Annotated in this window: 14 protein-coding genes; 6 read left to right on the top strand and 8 right to left on the bottom strand. The window is 70.4% G+C overall.

Annotation, left to right across the window (positions count from 1 at the left end; genetic code table 11):
- Positions 1–580: ABC transporter ATP-binding protein (locus tag QN141_13805; GenBank protein ID MDR7559553.1), on the top strand; the 580-nt coding region annotated here is incomplete at its 5' end.
- Complete coding sequence (locus QN141_13800; protein MDR7559552.1) at positions 577–1,350, top strand: ABC transporter permease; 774 nt, start codon at positions 577–579, stop codon at positions 1,348–1,350. The genes QN141_13805 and QN141_13800, both read left to right, overlap by 4 nt.
- An 85-nt stretch (positions 1,351–1,435) precedes the next feature.
- On the opposite strand, the gene QN141_13795 is transcribed toward QN141_13800, so the two are convergent.
- The gene (locus QN141_13795; GenBank protein MDR7559551.1) at positions 1,436–2,116 is read right to left on the bottom strand and encodes a hypothetical protein; all 681 of its coding nucleotides are present in this window, start codon (positions 2,114–2,116) and stop codon (positions 1,436–1,438) included.
- 167 nt (positions 2,117–2,283) lie between these two features.
- Entirely contained in the window at positions 2,284–3,492 is a 1,209-nt protein-coding gene (locus QN141_13790) for a YgeY family selenium metabolism-linked hydrolase (GenBank protein MDR7559550.1), read from the bottom strand.
- A 59-nt stretch (positions 3,493–3,551) separates the two neighbouring features.
- Here QN141_13790 and QN141_13785 point away from each other — a divergent pair, with 59 nt between their 5' ends.
- From QN141_13785 to QN141_13775, 3 genes are read left to right on the top strand one after another with little or no spacing between them, the layout of a single operon-like run.
- Entirely contained in the window at positions 3,552–3,815 is a 264-nt protein-coding gene (locus tag QN141_13785; GenBank protein MDR7559549.1) for a hypothetical protein, read from the top strand.
- Positions 3,746–4,768, top strand: coding sequence for a threonine synthase (gene thrC / locus QN141_13780; GenBank protein MDR7559548.1), 1,023 nt, complete (start codon positions 3,746–3,748; stop codon positions 4,766–4,768). The genes QN141_13785 and thrC overlap by 70 nt, the downstream gene beginning before the upstream one ends.
- Positions 4,765–6,081 carry a pyridoxal-phosphate dependent enzyme gene (locus QN141_13775; GenBank protein MDR7559547.1) on the top strand — a complete coding sequence of 439 codons (1,317 nt, stop codon included), beginning with the start codon at positions 4,765–4,767 and terminating at the stop codon, positions 6,079–6,081. Before thrC ends, QN141_13775 begins: the two co-directional genes overlap by 4 nt.
- Here the strand turns inward: QN141_13775 and hydA are convergent.
- From hydA to QN141_13745, 6 genes are read right to left on the bottom strand one after another with little or no spacing between them, the layout of a single operon-like run.
- A complete protein-coding gene (gene hydA / locus QN141_13770) occupies positions 6,078–7,475 on the bottom strand; it encodes a dihydropyrimidinase (GenBank protein ID MDR7559546.1) in 1,398 nt (465 codons plus the stop codon). The genes QN141_13775 and hydA overlap by 4 nt on opposite strands.
- 6 nt (positions 7,476–7,481) lie before the next feature.
- Entirely contained in the window at positions 7,482–9,821 is a 2,340-nt protein-coding gene (gene pucD / locus QN141_13765; GenBank protein ID MDR7559545.1) for a xanthine dehydrogenase subunit D, read from the bottom strand.
- Positions 9,818–11,191, bottom strand: coding sequence for an 8-oxoguanine deaminase (locus QN141_13760; GenBank protein MDR7559544.1), 1,374 nt, complete (start codon positions 11,189–11,191; stop codon positions 9,818–9,820). The genes pucD and QN141_13760 overlap by 4 nt, the downstream gene beginning before the upstream one ends.
- Before the next feature lie 34 nt (positions 11,192–11,225).
- Positions 11,226–11,693, bottom strand: a complete 468-nt coding sequence (locus QN141_13755; protein MDR7559543.1) for a (2Fe-2S)-binding protein — start codon at positions 11,691–11,693, stop codon at positions 11,226–11,228.
- Between the two features lie 43 nt (positions 11,694–11,736).
- Positions 11,737–12,609, bottom strand: a complete 873-nt coding sequence (locus tag QN141_13750) for an FAD binding domain-containing protein (GenBank protein MDR7559542.1) — start codon at positions 12,607–12,609, stop codon at positions 11,737–11,739.
- 33 nt (positions 12,610–12,642) lie between these two features.
- On the bottom strand, positions 12,643–13,224 hold the full coding sequence (locus QN141_13745; GenBank protein ID MDR7559541.1) for a phosphoribosyltransferase family protein: 582 nt from the start codon (positions 13,222–13,224) through the stop codon (positions 12,643–12,645).
- A gap of 77 nt (positions 13,225–13,301) precedes the next feature.
- On the opposite strand from QN141_13745, the gene ade reads away from it, so the two are divergent.
- Positions 13,302–14,784, top strand: a 1,483-nt coding sequence (gene ade / locus QN141_13740; protein MDR7559540.1) for an adenine deaminase, incomplete at its 3' end; no start/stop codon positions are given.

The raw sequence follows: 14,784 nt of genomic DNA, 5'->3' as shown, positions 1-14,784 counted from the left end.
ACCGGTCCTGGGCCCGCAGAAAAATGTCGGCATGGCCTTCCAAAACCCGATCCTCCTGCCCTGGCGCCGGACGCTGGAGAACGTCCTGCTCCCCCTGGAGATCGTCGAACCGCACAAGCAGCGGTTCCGGACCCGGCGCCACGAGTATGCCGCCCGGGCCCGCGAGCTGCTGGCGTCGGTGGGCATGGCCGGGTTCGAGACCCGGTTTCCCTGGCAGATCTCCGGCGGCCAGCAGCAGCGGGTGAACCTGTGCCGGGCCCTGATCCACGAGCCCGACCTGCTGCTCCTCGACGAGCCCTTCGGGGCGCTGGACGCCTTCACCCGCGAAGAGCTGTGGCAGGTCCTGCAGGACCTCTGGCTGCGGAGGAAGTTTACCGTCGTGCTGGTCACCCACGACCTGCGGGAAGCCGTCTTTCTGGCCGACGCCGTCTACGTGATGAGCCCGCGGCCGGGGCGGATCATCTATCGCGCCGACTCCGATCTCCCCCGGCCGAGGACGCTGGAGGATACCTTCACTCCGCGCTTCACCGAGCTCTACCACGAGATCCGCCGCCGGATCGGGGAGGGACGGAGCGCATGACCCCGGCCCGGCGGCGGTGGGAGGAGATCGCGCCCCCCCTGGCCGTCAGCGTCCTGGTGGTTGTCGGCTGGGAAGCCGCCGTGCGGGCGTTCCGAATTCCGGTCTTCGTCCTCCCGGGTCCCATGGTCATCGGGCGGTCGCTGTGGACCTGGCGCGAGGCCCTCTGGTTCAACGCCGCGCAGACCCTGTACACGACGCTGGTCGGCTTCGGCCTGGCCATCATCGGCGGGCTGGCCCTCGGGCTGGCCATCGGCTACTCGGGGCTGATCTACCGCGCGCTGTATCCGCTGCTCGTCGGCTTCAACAGCGTGCCGAAGGTGGCCATCGTCCCGGTGCTCGTCATCTGGTTCGGGATCGGCACCGTCCCGGCCATCGTCACCGCCTTCCTCATCTCCTTCTTCCCCATCGTGGTCAATGTGGCCACCGGTCTGGCCACCCTGGAACCGGAGCTGCAGGATGTCCTGCGGTCCCTGGGCGCGAGTAAAGGCGAGATCTTCCTCAAGATCGGCCTCCCGCGGTCCCTGCCCTATTTCTTCGCCTCGCTCAAGGTGGCGGTGACGCTGGCCTTCGTGGGCGCCGTGATCTCGGAAACGGTGGCCGCGAACCGGGGGATCGGCTACCTGATGCTGTCCGCCAGTTCGCGCTTCGACGTGCCTCTGGTCTTCGCCGGTCTGGTCGCCGTGGCGGGGATGGGCGTGGTGTTGTTCGCCGCCTTCGCCGTCGTTGAACGCCGCCTTACGGGCTGGGCGTACCGGGGACAGTCCTTCTGAGCGGTCGGTCCCGCCGGACGGGACCGAAGAACGCCTGTCGCCGGCCGGACGGCCGGCGACAGGCGCAACCGTTCCGAAGCCCGCGCTAGCGGCGCGTCACGACCTCAAGCGTCCAGCCGCTCCACCGCAGCTGGCAGCCGGGGCTGGTGCCGCATCCCGGAGAGGTCGGAATGCTCCAGTTGAAGGAACGCCAGCCGATCTGCGCCGACGCATTGGGACCGAACTCCCGTCCCAGGGCGATCTTGTACTCGGTCGTGGGACCGTTGGCGAAGGCCGGAAAGGCGGCAAAGGTGTTGTCCCAGCTCGGTCCCCAGGCGGCCTCGCCGGTGACGTACCAGCCGGCGGTCGACGGCCCCAGGTTGACGCGGGCGTCGGCTCCGAGCCGGAAGCCGGCAGAGGTCCCGCCCTGCCCGCCGACGGTGTTGGACAGAGTCGCGCTGCCGTAGCCGAGGAACACGCTGGCCTGCCCGTTGGGGATGTTGGGCAACCGGCGGTGGGCGTTGATGTTCCACATCGTCGCCGTCTCCCAGAACTGCCCGGGGGCGCTCAACCCGTCATAGTTGAAGGTGAGAGCCCAGGGTCTATTCCGTGCATCTCCTCTGTAGGAGAACCCCCAGCCGGGCTGGTTGTACTGGTAGGTGGCGGGAGGCGGGTTGCCGAAGGAGAAGGTGCTTCCCCAGTACCGAAAGGTGAAGGTGTGCCGCAACGCCATCTGCGCCCCGACGGGGGTCACGAGACTGGCGACGAGCACAAACACGGCTGCCACTGCGAGGATCCGCAAAAGCACCACGCACCTCCTTGGACGGAGTGTGGAGCGGGTGATTCCCGGGAGGTCCCACCGGGGTCCTGACCTGCACTCATTGATCATACCCCGGTCCCGCGGGACATAGTCATCGGGCATCGGGGTGACGGGGCTCGGCCACTGCCGGCCGCTCAGGACACCATCTCCCCGAGGACGAGGGGCAGCAGGGCGTAGAAGCGGGATGCGGCGGTGACCTCGGCCAGGGGCACCTGATCCAGCGTGGTGTGCGCGTAGCGCTCGTCGCCGGGTCCGAAGCCGATGGCGGGAATGCCGGCTTTCCCCATCCAGTACGTGCCGTTCGTGGAGAACGCCCAGCGGCCGAGGTCGGTCGGTCTCCCGTAGGCCAGGCGCGCCGCTTCCTGACCCGCCCGGACCAGCACGTGATCTTCCGGCAAGGCCCAGGCCGGGTAGACTTTCTCCACGGGAAAGACGAACCCGGTGTAGCTCGGTTGCTCGTAGAGGGGAATCACGATCTCGGCCTCGTTCCCGCCCGGCAGCCCCCGCAACTCGGCCAGCACTTCTTCCTTCGTCTCCCCGACCGTGATCCGTCGGTCGATGTACAGCGCGCAGACGTCCGGCACGGCGTTCAGGGAGGGCGCCCGGCTCTGGATCTGCGTCACGGCGATCGTTCCGGGCCCCAGAAAGGGATCACCGGTGAACGTCCTGTTCAGCTCGGCCACGTGCCGGACGAAGGCCGCCGCTTTGTAGACGGCATTGTCCCCGCGCTCGGGCGCACTGGCATGCGCCGTCTTCCCGCGGAAGGTGACGCTCACCTCGACGCGGCCCCGATGCCCGCGGTAGACCTGCAGGCGCGTCGGCTCGCCGATCACGACGAACTCCGGACGGAGGCGCTCGTGCTCGACCAGGGCGTGGGCGGCGATGCCGTCGCACCACTCCTCCATATTACCGAAGTAGTAGCAGGTCCAGCCCCCGAGCAATCCCAGGCGCTGGAGGGCGTGCAGCGCGTAGAGCATGGGCGGGGTGCTGCCCTTCTCGTCGCCCGCGCCCAGCGCGTAGAGGACGCCGTCTTCGACCTTGCCCTGGAAGGGATCCCAGGCCCAGGCCGCCCGGTCGCTCACCCCGACGGTGTCCAGGTGGCTGTCGTAAAGCAGCAGGCGCGGGCCGGAGCCGATGCGGCCCAGGATGTTGCCCATCGCGTCGAAGCGCACCTCCTCGAAGCCGAGACGGCGCATCCGGTCGCCGACGGCGCGGCCCACGTCGGCCAGCTGACCGTCCATGCTGGGGATGGCCACGATCTCCCGGAGGAACGCAATCATCTCGCTCTCCAGGCTGCCCAGGAACTCGTCGAGACGGCGGATCACATCGGCGGAGACGGACATGGTGCAGGTGTTCGCCCTGCAGGGGGAGATCCCTCGCCACGGCACGAAGGACGCAACACATGCCGTCGGGATTCGGCCTGGTTACCCGTTTCGTCTGCACCCTCTGCGGGCGCGCCTATGCGCCCCCGGAGGCGCCTTTCACCTGCCCGGCCTGCGGGCTCGAGGGAATCCTGGACATCGAGTACGACTACGACGCCGTCCGTCGGCTGCTGACGCGCGACCGGCTGACCGGCAACCCCGAGCGCAGCCACCCGTGGGGTGGACCCCGATCGTCGATGCCGCCCCGCTGGCGCGGCACTACGGCCTGCACGCCCTCTACCTGAAAGACGAAGGACGGAATCCCACGGGCTCGCTGAAAGACCGCGCCAGCAGCGTCGGCGCGGTGCGGGCGGCGGCCGGCGGCAGCCGCGAGATCACCTGCGCCTCCACGGGAAACGCCGCGTCGTCGCTGGCCGGACAGGCCGCGCCGCTGGGCCTGCAGGCCTATATCTTCCTTCCCCATCACGCCGCCGAGGCCAAACTGGCCCAGATGCTGATCTATGGGGCCACGGTGTTCCGGGTGCGCGGGACCTACGAAGACGCCTTCGCCCTCTCCATGGCGGCGGCCGAACGCTTCGGCTGGTACAACCGCAACAGCGCCGTCAACCCGGTCCTGGTGGAAGGGAAGAAGACCGCCGGCCTGGAGATCGCCGAGCAGCTGTCCTGGGAGCCGCCGGACGCGGTGGTCGTCCCGGTGGGCGACGGCTGCACGCTGGCCGGCATCGCCAAGGGCCTGCGCGAGGCCCGGGACCTCGGCCTGACCGGGCGTCTCCCGCGGGTCATCGGGGTGCAGGCCGCGGGCGCCGCGCCCATCGCCCAGGCGTTCCGTACGGGCCGGCCGCTCGAACCCGGCCCGGCGCGGACGTTGGCCGACGGCATCGCCGTGGGCACGCCCCGCAACTGGCGGAAAGCGCTCCGGGCGGTTCGGGACTCCGGCGGGACCTTCGTCACCGTGACCGACGAAGAGATCCTTGAGGCGATGCGCCTGCTGGCCCGAACGACCGGCATCTGGGGAGAACCGGCGGCGGTGGCCGGGGTGGCGGCGATCCCGCATCTCCTGGAGCAGGCCGCCGTCGAGCGGCACGAACGTCTCCTCCTGGTGATCACCGGCACGGGGCTGAAGGACATCGCGGGGACGCTGCGCGCCGCCGGACGTGCGGTGGAGATCGAGCCGTCGCTGGACGCGGTGGCCGCGAGCGTGCATCCTCGGAGGACGGTGACGAGGACACAGCCGTGACGAACGTCCCCGGCCCCACCTACGCCGAAATGCGCGACCCGCGCCTGCTGCCCGACGCCTTCCGCCGGCGCGTGGTCGAGGCGCGCGCCCGCGAAGAGGACCCGCTCAACCTCTTCAACATCACCTGGCGCCGGCCCGACGGGACGATCAACCATGCGGTCCTGCCGGCGGACCTGACCGGAGTGGAGGCGAACGTCATCGTCCTGATCGGATGTCACTTCCCTTCCGGCAGCCACAAGGTCGGGCCGGTGTACACGACGCTCATGGAGGCCGAACTGGAGGGCCGGGCCCGGCCGGGCGTGCACACGGTGGTCGGCCCGTCCACCGGGAACTTCGGGATCGGCACGGCCTATGTCGCCCAGCTGAAGGGATACCGGGCGGTGGTGGTGATGCCGGACGGGATGAGCCGGGAGCGGTACGAGCGCATCCGGCGCTACGGCGGGGAGCTGGACCTGACCCCGGGCACGGAATCGGATGTGATCCTGACTCTCGAGCGCACCCACGCCGCCTATCTGCACCGGCCGGAGTTCATCGTCCTGGAGCAGTTCTCGCTCCTGCCCAACTACCGCTTCCATCGCGCCGTCACGGGCCCGGCCGCCCTGGAGGCCGCCGCGGCGCACGGCAACGGCCGCGTCGCCCTCTTCGTGGCCGCTCCCGGCTCGGCAGGCACCCTGGCCGCAGGCGACGAGATCAAGGCCAGATTCCCCGAGGCCCTGGTTGCCGCGCCCGAACCCCGGGAGTGTCCCACCCTCTACAACAACGGCATCGGCTCGCACCGGATCGAAGGCGTGGGCGACAAGATGGTGACCTTGATCCACAACGTGCTCAACACCGATTACGTCCTGCTGGTGCACGACGAGGACTGTCTGTGGAGCCTGCTGGCGCTGCAGGAGACGCCGTGGGGGACACTCCTGGGGATCTCGGGCGCATGCAACATCATCGCCGCGGTGCGGATGGCGAAGTACCTGGGATTGGGGCGGGGGGACAACGTGGTCACCGTCGCCACCGACGGTTTCGACCGCTACCCGTCCGTGATCGCCGACCTGAAAACGCGCCACCCCGACTGGCCGCAGCGGCTTGCCCGCTGGACGGAGCACCCCTTCCAGGCCTCCACCCCCGAGGAGATCTTGAACGTGCAGCCCCCCGAGCAGAAAGCGCGCCTGTTCGCCCAGAAGGAAGCCACCTGGGTGCGGCTCGGCTACACCGAGGAGACGCTGCGCCGGATGCGCGGCCGAGCCTTCTGGGAGGAAGAAGCGGGGCGGGTCGAGGAGATCGACCGGCGCCACCTCGCCCTGCGTCCCCCCCTGGCCTAGATCCTCCCCGTCAGAACCGGATCGAAACGCGCCCGGTGGAGAAACCGGCCCGCGCCGGCCTGGCCGAGGAACCGCTCGCCGTCCACGATCTGCCGGCCGCGCAGCCAGGTGCCCACAGGCGCACCGACCACGGCGCTGCCTTCAAAGAGGTTGTAGTCCACCCGCATGTGGTGGGTCCGCGCGCTGATCGTGCGGCGAGCCTGCGGATCCCACAGCACGATGTCGGCGTCCGACCCCGCGGCCAGGATCCCTTTCCGCGGATAGAGACCGAAGATCTTCGCCGGGTTGGTCGCCGTCACTTCGACAAAACGGGACAGCGGGATCCGCCCCCCGTTGACGCCGGCCTGATAGAGCATGACCAGCCGGTCCTCGATCGCCGGCACGCCGTTGGGGATCCGGGTGAAGTCGTCCCGGCCGCGCTGCTTCTCCCCGGCGAAGTTGAACGGGCAGTGGTCGGTGGAGACGACGACCAGCGTGCCCTCCCGGAGCCCCGCCCACAGCGCGTCCTGGTCGGCCGCGGTCCGGAAGGGCGGGGAGCAGACGAACTTGGCGCCCTCGAAGTCGGGGCGGTCCAGGTCGGCGGCGGTAAAGAACAGGTACTGGATGCAGGTCTCGGCCAGCACCTGCTGGGCGCGCCGCTGCGCCGCGCGCACCTGCTCCAGGGCGACCTGGCAGGTGAGGTGGACCACGTAGAGGGGGGCGCCGGCCACCGCGGCAATGGCGATGGCCCTGGCGGTCGCCTCGCCCTCGAGCACGGCCGGCCGGGTGAGGGGGTGGTACTTCGGCTCCCGCCGGCCCGCGGCGACGGCTTCCCGGACCAGGACCTCGATGATGTCGCCGTTCTCGCAGTGCACCATCGTCAGCAGGCCGTGCTCCGCCGAGGCGCGCATCACCGCCAGCAGTTGCGTGTCGTCCAGTTGGAGACGGCCCTTGTAGGCCATCAGCACCTTGACCGTGGAGATCCCCCAATCGGGCAATCGGGCCATCTCCTCGAGCACCCGGGGATGCGGATCCGCGATGGTCATGTGGAAACCGTAGTCGATGCAGGCCTTGCCCTCTGCCCGCCGGTGCCACGCGTCGAGGGCCTGGCGGAGCGTACCGCCCCGCTCCTGGATCACGAAATCGATGTGCGATGTCGTCCCGCCGAAGGCCGCGGCCACGTGTCCGGAGGTGAAGTCGTCGGTCGAGGCGATGTCGTCGAGGGGCATGTCCAGGTGCGTATGCACGTCGATGCCGCCGGGCAGCAGGTAGAGACCCGTCGCATCGACGACCCGGGCATCGTCCCGCGGCAGGGCGGGGCCGATGGCGGCGATCCGCTCCCCCTCCACCAGGAGGTCGGCCCGGATGATCCCGTCGGGACCGACGATCGTCCCCCCGGCGAACACCGTGCGCATGAGGGTTCAGGCGGCGCCCCTGACGGCCGGTGGGGGCGGCGGACCGGGACTCGTCCGCGGCGGGGCGAGTCCGATCAGGTCGTCGGGACGGACGGGAACGCGGTTGAGCTCGCGGCCGGTGGCGTTGCGCAGGGCGGCGACGATCGCCGCCGTGGAGACCACGGCGGAGAACTCGCCGACGCCCTTGGCACCGAAGGGGACGCCCGGCTCCGGCTCCTCCACCAGGGTGGAGATGACCGGGGGCATGTCCAGGATGGTCGGGATGAGGTAATCCGTGAACGACGGGTTGAGGATGCGGCCCTCCCGGATCTGCAGCTCCTCCATGAGGGCCAGGCCCAGCCCCTGCGCCGTCCCGCCCTCGATCTGGCCGTAGACCGCCTGGGGGTTGATCGCCCGCCCCACGTCCTGGGCGCAGGCCACCTGGAGGACGCGGACCAGCCCGAGGTCTTCATCCACCTCCACCACGGCACGCTGCGCGGCGAAGGCAAAGGTGACGTGGATATCTCCCTGCCCGCGTTCGTCGGGAGGGGTGGTCTTGCGGTGATGGTACACGCGGGTGGCCACGATGGGCGGGTCGAGGAACTCCACGACGGACGCGATGGGGCGACCGTCGGCCACCACCTCACCCCCGACGACCGCCAGGTCGTCGCCGAGCCGCATCCCCCGGGTCCGCGCCCACTGTCGGACGCGTTCGAAGAGCTGCTCCCGCACGGCGCGGCAGGCCAGCTGCACCGCGCCCCCGGACATCATCGTCTGACGCGAGGCGGAACTGGAGCCGGCCGAGCCCACGAGTGTGTCCGCCGGGTGAAGGATGACCTGCTCGATCCCGAGCTCTTCTCTGGCGATCTGCACCAGGATGGTGTGGACGCCCTGGCCGACTTCGGCCGCCGCGCTGTGCACCTCGGCCACGGGTCGAGAACTGACGGCGAAGAGCTTCACCCGCGCCTCCGCCGAGTCGTCGAAGCCGGCGCTGTAGGCGATGTTTTTGTAGCCGACGGCAAAGCCGACGCCGCGGCGCAGGCGTTCCCCGCGGCCGACATTGCCCGCCCCGCCGGGGAAAGAGAGCGGATCCCGCTCCACCGGCTCCGCGGGCGGGGGCAACTCTGCGCAGCGGCGGATCACCTCCCGCACCGGCGCGCTGCCGTGGACGACCTGGCCCGTGGGCAGGACGGAGCCGGTCTGCAGGGCGTTGCGCAAACGCAGCTCGACCGGATCGAGCCCCAGCGCCCGGGCCAGTTTGTCCATCTGCGCCTCGTAGGCGAAGCAGGCCTGCACCGCCCCGAAGCCGCGCATCGCCCCGCAGGGCGGGTTGTTGGTGTACACGGCCGTGCCGTCGATCAGGGCGTTGGGCACCTCATAGGGCCCGGCGGCGAAGGTCGAGGCGTTGGTGATGACGGCGGGGGAGGAGGAGGCATAGGCGCCGCCGTCGATGATCAGGCGCGCCCGCACGCAGACCAGCCGGCCGTCCCGCGTCGCCCCGTGGCGCATCCAGATGCGCGCGGGATGGCGGTGGACATGACCGAAGAACGACTCCTCGCGCGAGTAGACCATCTTCACCGGGCGCCTCGTGCGCAGCGCCAGCAGGCAGGCGTGGATGTGCATGCTCACGTCCTCGCGGGAGCCGAAGGCGCCGCCCACGCCGGCCAGATGCAGGCGGACTTTCTCCTTGGGGAGATTCAGACAGGGTGCGATCTGCTCCCGATCCACGTGCAGCCACTGCGTGGCCACGTAGAGATCCACGCCGCCGTCCTCCGCCGGCACCGCCAGGCCCGACTCCGGCCCGAGGATCGCCTGATCCTGCATCCCGGTCTCGTAATAGCCCTCCACCCAGACATCGGCGCCGGCCTCGGGATTGCCGTGTTCGATGTGGACGTGCTTGACGACGTTCCCGTGGTCGTGCACCTGCGGCGCGTCGGGCCGCAGGGCCTGCTCCATATCGGTGACCGCCGGAAGGACCTCGTAGACAACCCTGACCCGGTCGGCGGCGCGCCGCGCGGTCTCCAGGTCGATCGCCGCCAGGATGGCCACCGGTTCGCCCTGGTAGCGCACGCGGTCCCAGGCGAGCACCGGCTGGTCGGGAATCTCCAGGCCATAGACCTTCTTGCCGGGGACGTCCGCGGCCACGAGCGCGGCGTGGACGCCGGGATAGACCAGGGCCGCGGACACGTCGACGGAGCGGATGCGGGCATGGGCGTGGGGACTGCGCACCGTGTAGCCCCAAAGCATCTCCTCGGCCCACAGATCGCTGCCGTACAGAAACTGCCCTTTGACCTTGGGCACCCCGTCCACGCGGTGGACGCTCTCCCCGACCCCGCCCTTCGTGCGCTCGCGGACCTTCGTGCTCATCGCCGTCCCCCGCTGAGGATCTGCGTCGCCAGACGCCGCACCTCGCGCCCGATGGCGCCCTCGTCGGCCGTGACCAGTTCGCCGTCGCGCACCACCCAGCGCCCCTCCACCAGGAGATGGGTGACCCGCTGGCTCTGGCAGAACACGAGCGCCGCCACCGGATCGGCCTCGGCGCCGGCGTAGGCCAGATTGGCGAGATCGAACAGGGCCACGTCCGCCCGCTTCCCCGGCTCGAGTGCGCCGATGTCCTCCCGCCCCAGGCAGGCGGCGCTCCCGCGCGTGGCGACCCGCAGCGCCTGACGGGCGCTCATGGCCGAGGGACCGCTGCGTCCCCGGGCCACGAGCATCGCCTGCCGGACCTCGGCCAGCAGGTGGCCGCTGTCGTTGGAGGCCGACCCGTCCACGGCGAGGCCCACCGGCACCCCCGCCTCCAGCAGATCCCGGGCGGGAGCCAGGCCCGACCCCAGCCTGAGGTTCGAGGTGGGACACCAGGCCACAGCGGTGCCCGTCCTGGCGAGGCGGTCAATGTCCGCCGCACTGACGTGCACGCAGTGCGCCAGCCAGACATCGGGGCCCAGCCAGTCCAGGTCCTCCAGGAGCTCGACGGGCCTCCGGTGGAAGGTCTCCAGGCAGAACCGTTCCTCATCCAGGGTTTCGGCGATGTGGGTGTGCAGCCGGACCCCCAGCCGGCGCGCCAGCACCCGGGATTCTTCCATGAGGCGGCGGCTGACCGAAAAGGGGGAACACGGCGCCACCGCAATGCGCAGCATCGACCCGGGGGCGGGATCGTGGAGGCGCCTTATGAGATCCGCGGTCTGGCTCAGGATGTCGTCGATCTCCTCGACCACCCCGTCCGGAGGGAGCCCCCCGCGCGACTGTCCCAGGTCCATGGACCCGCGACAGGGGTGGAAGCGCAACCCCAGTTCCCGCGCCGCCTCGACCTCGGCCTCGAAGATCCCCGCCGCGCCCCGGGGGAAAATGTAGTGGTGATCTGTCGTCGTCGAGCACCCCGACAGAGCCAGTTCGGCCAGCCCGGCCCGCGCCGAGGCGCGCATCCACTCGACGCTCAGTCCCGCCCAGACAGGGTACAGCTCCTGCAGCCAGCCGAACAGCCCCTGCTCCTGGGCGCGGACGCGCGTCATCGACTGGTAGAGATGGTGGTGGGCGTTGACGAGGCCGGGCAGCGCCACCATCCCCGAGGCGTCGATCACCTCCACCTCCGCGTCCGCCTCCGCATCCGCGGGGGGCTCCCCCGCACCCACCCAGGCGATGACGCCGTCGCGGATAAGGAGCGACCCGCCGGCGATCTCGCGGCCGGCGTCGTCCATCGTCACGATCACCTCGCAGCCGTCGATCCGAATTGCGCTCATCGCCCCGGACGACCCGGCGTGCCGAACCCGCCGCTCACGGCGCGGCCATCTTCTGCGCCGCCAGCTTCACGGCGTCGATGATCTTCGCGTACCCCGTGCAGCGGCAGAGATTGCCGGCCAGCGCTTCGCGGATTGTCGGCTCACCGGGGGTCGGGTCGCGCTCCAGCAGGTCGACGACGGCCACGATCAGCCCGGGGGTGCAGAAACCGCACTGGACCGCGCCCGCCTCAAGGAAGGCTTCCTGCACGGGATGCAGGCGGGGCCCCTGGGCGAGGGCCTCCACGGTGCGCACCTCGCGCTCGTGGGCCTGCGCCGCGTGGACCAGGCAGGCGCAGACCAGTTCCCCGTCCAGCCAGACCGAGCACGACCCGCACTCCCCCTGCTCACAGGCGTTCTTCGACCCCACGAGTCCCAGGCTCTCCCGGAGGAGGAAGAGGAGGCTGGCCCCGGGCCAGACGTCCGCCTCCCGCCATTCCCCGTTCACTTTCAGACGCACCAGCATCTTCGCCGCACCACCTCTTCGCCGTCTTTCCCCCCGGGTCGCTTCAGTGCTCCAGCCGCCGGTCTGCCAGCGCCCAGGACAGGGCCCGGCGTCCGAGGACCCGGCAGGCATGTCGGCGGTAGGCCGCCGTCCCGCGTACGTCGTCGATGGGCCTGGCCGCGGCGGCGACGCGTTCCCCGAACTCCTCGAGCGCCGCCTCTGGAACCGGCGCCCGGGGATCGTCCCACGCCCCGGCGGCGCCCAAAACACCGGCGGCGAAGGCCTCCGCCTCGGGGGCGCGCAGGACCGTGGGCCCCACCGAACCGAGGGCGACGCGGACCTGGCGCCGGTCTTCGTCCAGCACCAGGCACAGGCTGGCCACGGCGATGACCATCGCGTTGCGCGTGCCGACCTTGGAGAAGGATCCGGGGCCGCGCGTCACCGTCCACTGCGCCCCGAGGATCAGCTCGTCGGGGGCCAGGGACGTCTGCTTCGGCCCCACCAGGAACCGGTGCCAGGGCAGGCGGCGCGTCCTGCCGCCCGCGCTGACCAGGACGATCTCCGCGTCGTAGGCGGCCAGCACCGGCAGGGCGTCCCCGGCCGGCGAGGCCGTGCCGAGGTTCCCGCCCACCGTGCCGCGGTTGCGGATCTGCGGCGAGCCCACGGACCGCGACGCCTGGACCAGCGGCCGGAACTCGGCCAGGGACGAGAGGATGCGGCTGTAGGTCAGCCCGGCCCCGAGGAAGAACCTCCCGTTCTCGCGGCGCCAGGTCCGCAGTTCAGGGAGGCGGCTGATCTCCAGCAGCGCCGGGGGACGGAGCCGGCCGAAGTTCAGCAGGACCATGAGGTCGGTGCCGCCGGCCAGGGGCACCGCCTCCGGATCCCGGGCCTTGATCTCGAGGGCCTCGTCGAGCGTCCGCGGGAGATGGATGCGCATCGCCGCCCTCCGCAGCGCGACGGCCTGCCGCGGTTACCGGCGCCCGCCCTCGTAGTTGGCCTTGAAGATCGGGAGGATGCCGAGGTGGACGACGTCCGTCCGTTCCTCGCCCTCCAGCAGCAGCGCCGCTTTGCTCACCACGGTGCCGCCGGCCTGCCGCACCAGTTCCGCCATCGCCTCGATGGTCTCTCCGGTGCTCACGATGTCGTCCACGATGCCGACCTTCTTGCCGGCCAGTTTCTTGCTGTCCCGCCCGTCGATGAACAGCTCCTGCTCGGTCTTCGCCGTGATGGGCCGGTAGCGCACCACCAGCGGCGAGAGCATGAAGGGCCGAATCTCCTTGCGGCACACCACGTAGGGCTTCAGACCGAGGTACGTCGCGATGGCATGGACCAGCGGGATACCTTTGGTCTCGGTGGTGACAAAGATTTCGCAGCCGCTCAGCTTGGGCGCCAGCAGCCGCGCCCCCCGGTCGATGACCTCAGTGTCGCCCAGGCTGTAGTAGTAGGCGATCCACGTGTCGGGCGACACCTGGATGAGGGGCAGCGTACGCACCGTGCCCGCGATCTCCAGATCGTAAGTGGGCTGGCCCTGATAGGGAAGGATGTGCGCCATACTCCCTCCTGACGTGCGTTGTCCCCCTTCGGGCTTCCGGAAGTGAATCCCTGCGCTCCTGTCGAAGGAGCGAGGGGATGGATCTGGCCCGCCTGATTCGGGTAGCGCAGGGACGCGAACCGGCCGACCTCCTGCTGGCCAACGCCCGGATCGTGGACGTCTACAACCAGGATGTCGTCCCCGGCGGCGTGGCCATCCTCGCCGACCGCATCGCCGCCGTCGTGCCACCCGGCGACGACACCGTCCCCGCCGTCGAGGTCGTCGACCTGAACGGCGCGTACCTGGCCCCGGGATTCATCGACGGCCACGTGCACATCGAAAGCTCGATGGTCACCATCCCGGAGTTTGCCCGGGCCGTGGTCCCCCGCGGCACGACCGCCGTGATCACCGATCCCCACGAAGTGGCCAACGTCCTGGGAATGACGGGCATCCGCTACATGCTGGACTCGGCGAAGTACAACCCGCTCAGCGTCTTCGTCATGGCCAGTTCCTGCGTCCCCGCCGGCCCCATGGAGAGCTCGGGCGCGCAGCTGTCCGCCTACGACCTGGAAAGTCTCATGGCCGACAAGTGGGTCCTGGGCCTGGCGGAGATGATGAACTACCCCGCCGTGCTCGCCGCCGACCCCGACGTTCTGGACAAACTGCGCGCCGTCGGCGCCCGGCCCGTCGACGGCCACGCGCCGGGACTGGTCGGCCCGGGGCTCAACGCCTACGCCGCAGCCGGCATCGGTTCCGACCACGAGTGCACGACACCGCAGGAAGCCCTGGAGAAACTGCGCCGCGGGCTGGTGATCATGATTCGCGAAGCCACCGGAGCCCGCAACCTGGCGGCGTTGCTGCCCCTGGTCACCCCCGGCAACGCCCGTCGCTTTGTCTTCTGTACCGACGACCGCAATCCGCTCCACCTGCTGGAGGAGGGCCACATCGACAGCATGGTCCGTCAGGCGATCGGCCTGGGACTGGATCCGATCCTGGCCATCCAGCTGGCCACGCTCAACCCCGCGGAGTACTTCGGGTTGCACGACCGCGGCGCGGTCGCGCCCGGGAAGCGCGCGGACCTGATCGTCTTCGACGAGATGTCAGCGCCCCGTCCCCGACTCGTCTACAGAAACGGCCGACTGGTGGCGAGGGACGGGGCGCTCCTCCCTTACACTCGTCCGGAGAAGCTGCCGACCGTTCCTGTCTCGCTGAGCGTTCCCCGCAGCAGCCTGCGCTTCCGCATCCCGGCCAACGGGCGGCGGGTGCGCGTCATCCAGGTCATCCCCGATCAGATCGTCACGGAAGCCGCCGAAACGGAGGCGCAGATCGAGCACGGCGAGGCGGTGGCCGATCCCGGCCGCGATCTGCTCAAGCTGGCCGTGATTGAACGCCATACCGGCAGCGGCCGCGTGGGGCTGGGTTTTGTCCGCGGTTTCGGCCTGCGTCTGGGAGCGCTGGCCTCGACCGTGGCCCACGACGCCCACAACATCATCGTCGTCGGCGCCAGCGACGACGCGATGCGGGCGGCGGTGGAGATCCTGCTGGAGATGCGCGGCGGGCTGGTGGCGGTGGCCGGGCGCG

Source organism: Armatimonadota bacterium, assembly GCA_031459765.1.
GTDB classification, from domain to species: Bacteria; Sysuimicrobiota; Sysuimicrobiia; order Sysuimicrobiales; family Kaftiobacteriaceae; genus Kaftiobacterium; species Kaftiobacterium secundum.
The sequence above is the reverse complement of the archived record's forward strand: the minus strand, read 5'-3'. Positions and strand labels throughout refer to the sequence as shown.

Excerpts from the sequence above, each read along its gene's own strand:
- QN141_13785 (MDR7559549.1), top strand. The coding sequence starts at position 3,552 with ATGCCGTCGGGATTCGGCCTGGTTACCCGTTTCGTCTGCACCCTCTGC.
- QN141_13760 (MDR7559544.1), bottom strand. The coding sequence starts at position 11,191 with ATGAGCGCAATTCGGATCGACGGCTGCGAGGTGATCGTGACGATGGAC.
- QN141_13800 (MDR7559552.1), top strand. The coding sequence starts at position 577 with ATGACCCCGGCCCGGCGGCGGTGGGAGGAGATCGCGCCCCCCCTGGCC.
- QN141_13750 (MDR7559542.1), bottom strand. The coding sequence starts at position 12,609 with ATGCGCATCCATCTCCCGCGGACGCTCGACGAGGCCCTCGAGATCAAG.
- QN141_13790 (MDR7559550.1), bottom strand. The coding sequence starts at position 3,492 with ATGTCCGTCTCCGCCGATGTGATCCGCCGTCTCGACGAGTTCCTGGGC.
- pucD (MDR7559545.1), bottom strand. The coding sequence starts at position 9,821 with ATGAGCACGAAGGTCCGCGAGCGCACGAAGGGCGGGGTCGGGGAGAGC.
- hydA (MDR7559546.1), bottom strand. The coding sequence starts at position 7,475 with ATGCGCACGGTGTTCGCCGGGGGGACGATCGTCGGTCCCGACGGGATC.
- QN141_13745 (MDR7559541.1), bottom strand. The coding sequence starts at position 13,224 with ATGGCGCACATCCTTCCCTATCAGGGCCAGCCCACTTACGATCTGGAG.
- QN141_13755 (MDR7559543.1), bottom strand. The coding sequence starts at position 11,693 with ATGCTGGTGCGTCTGAAAGTGAACGGGGAATGGCGGGAGGCGGACGTC.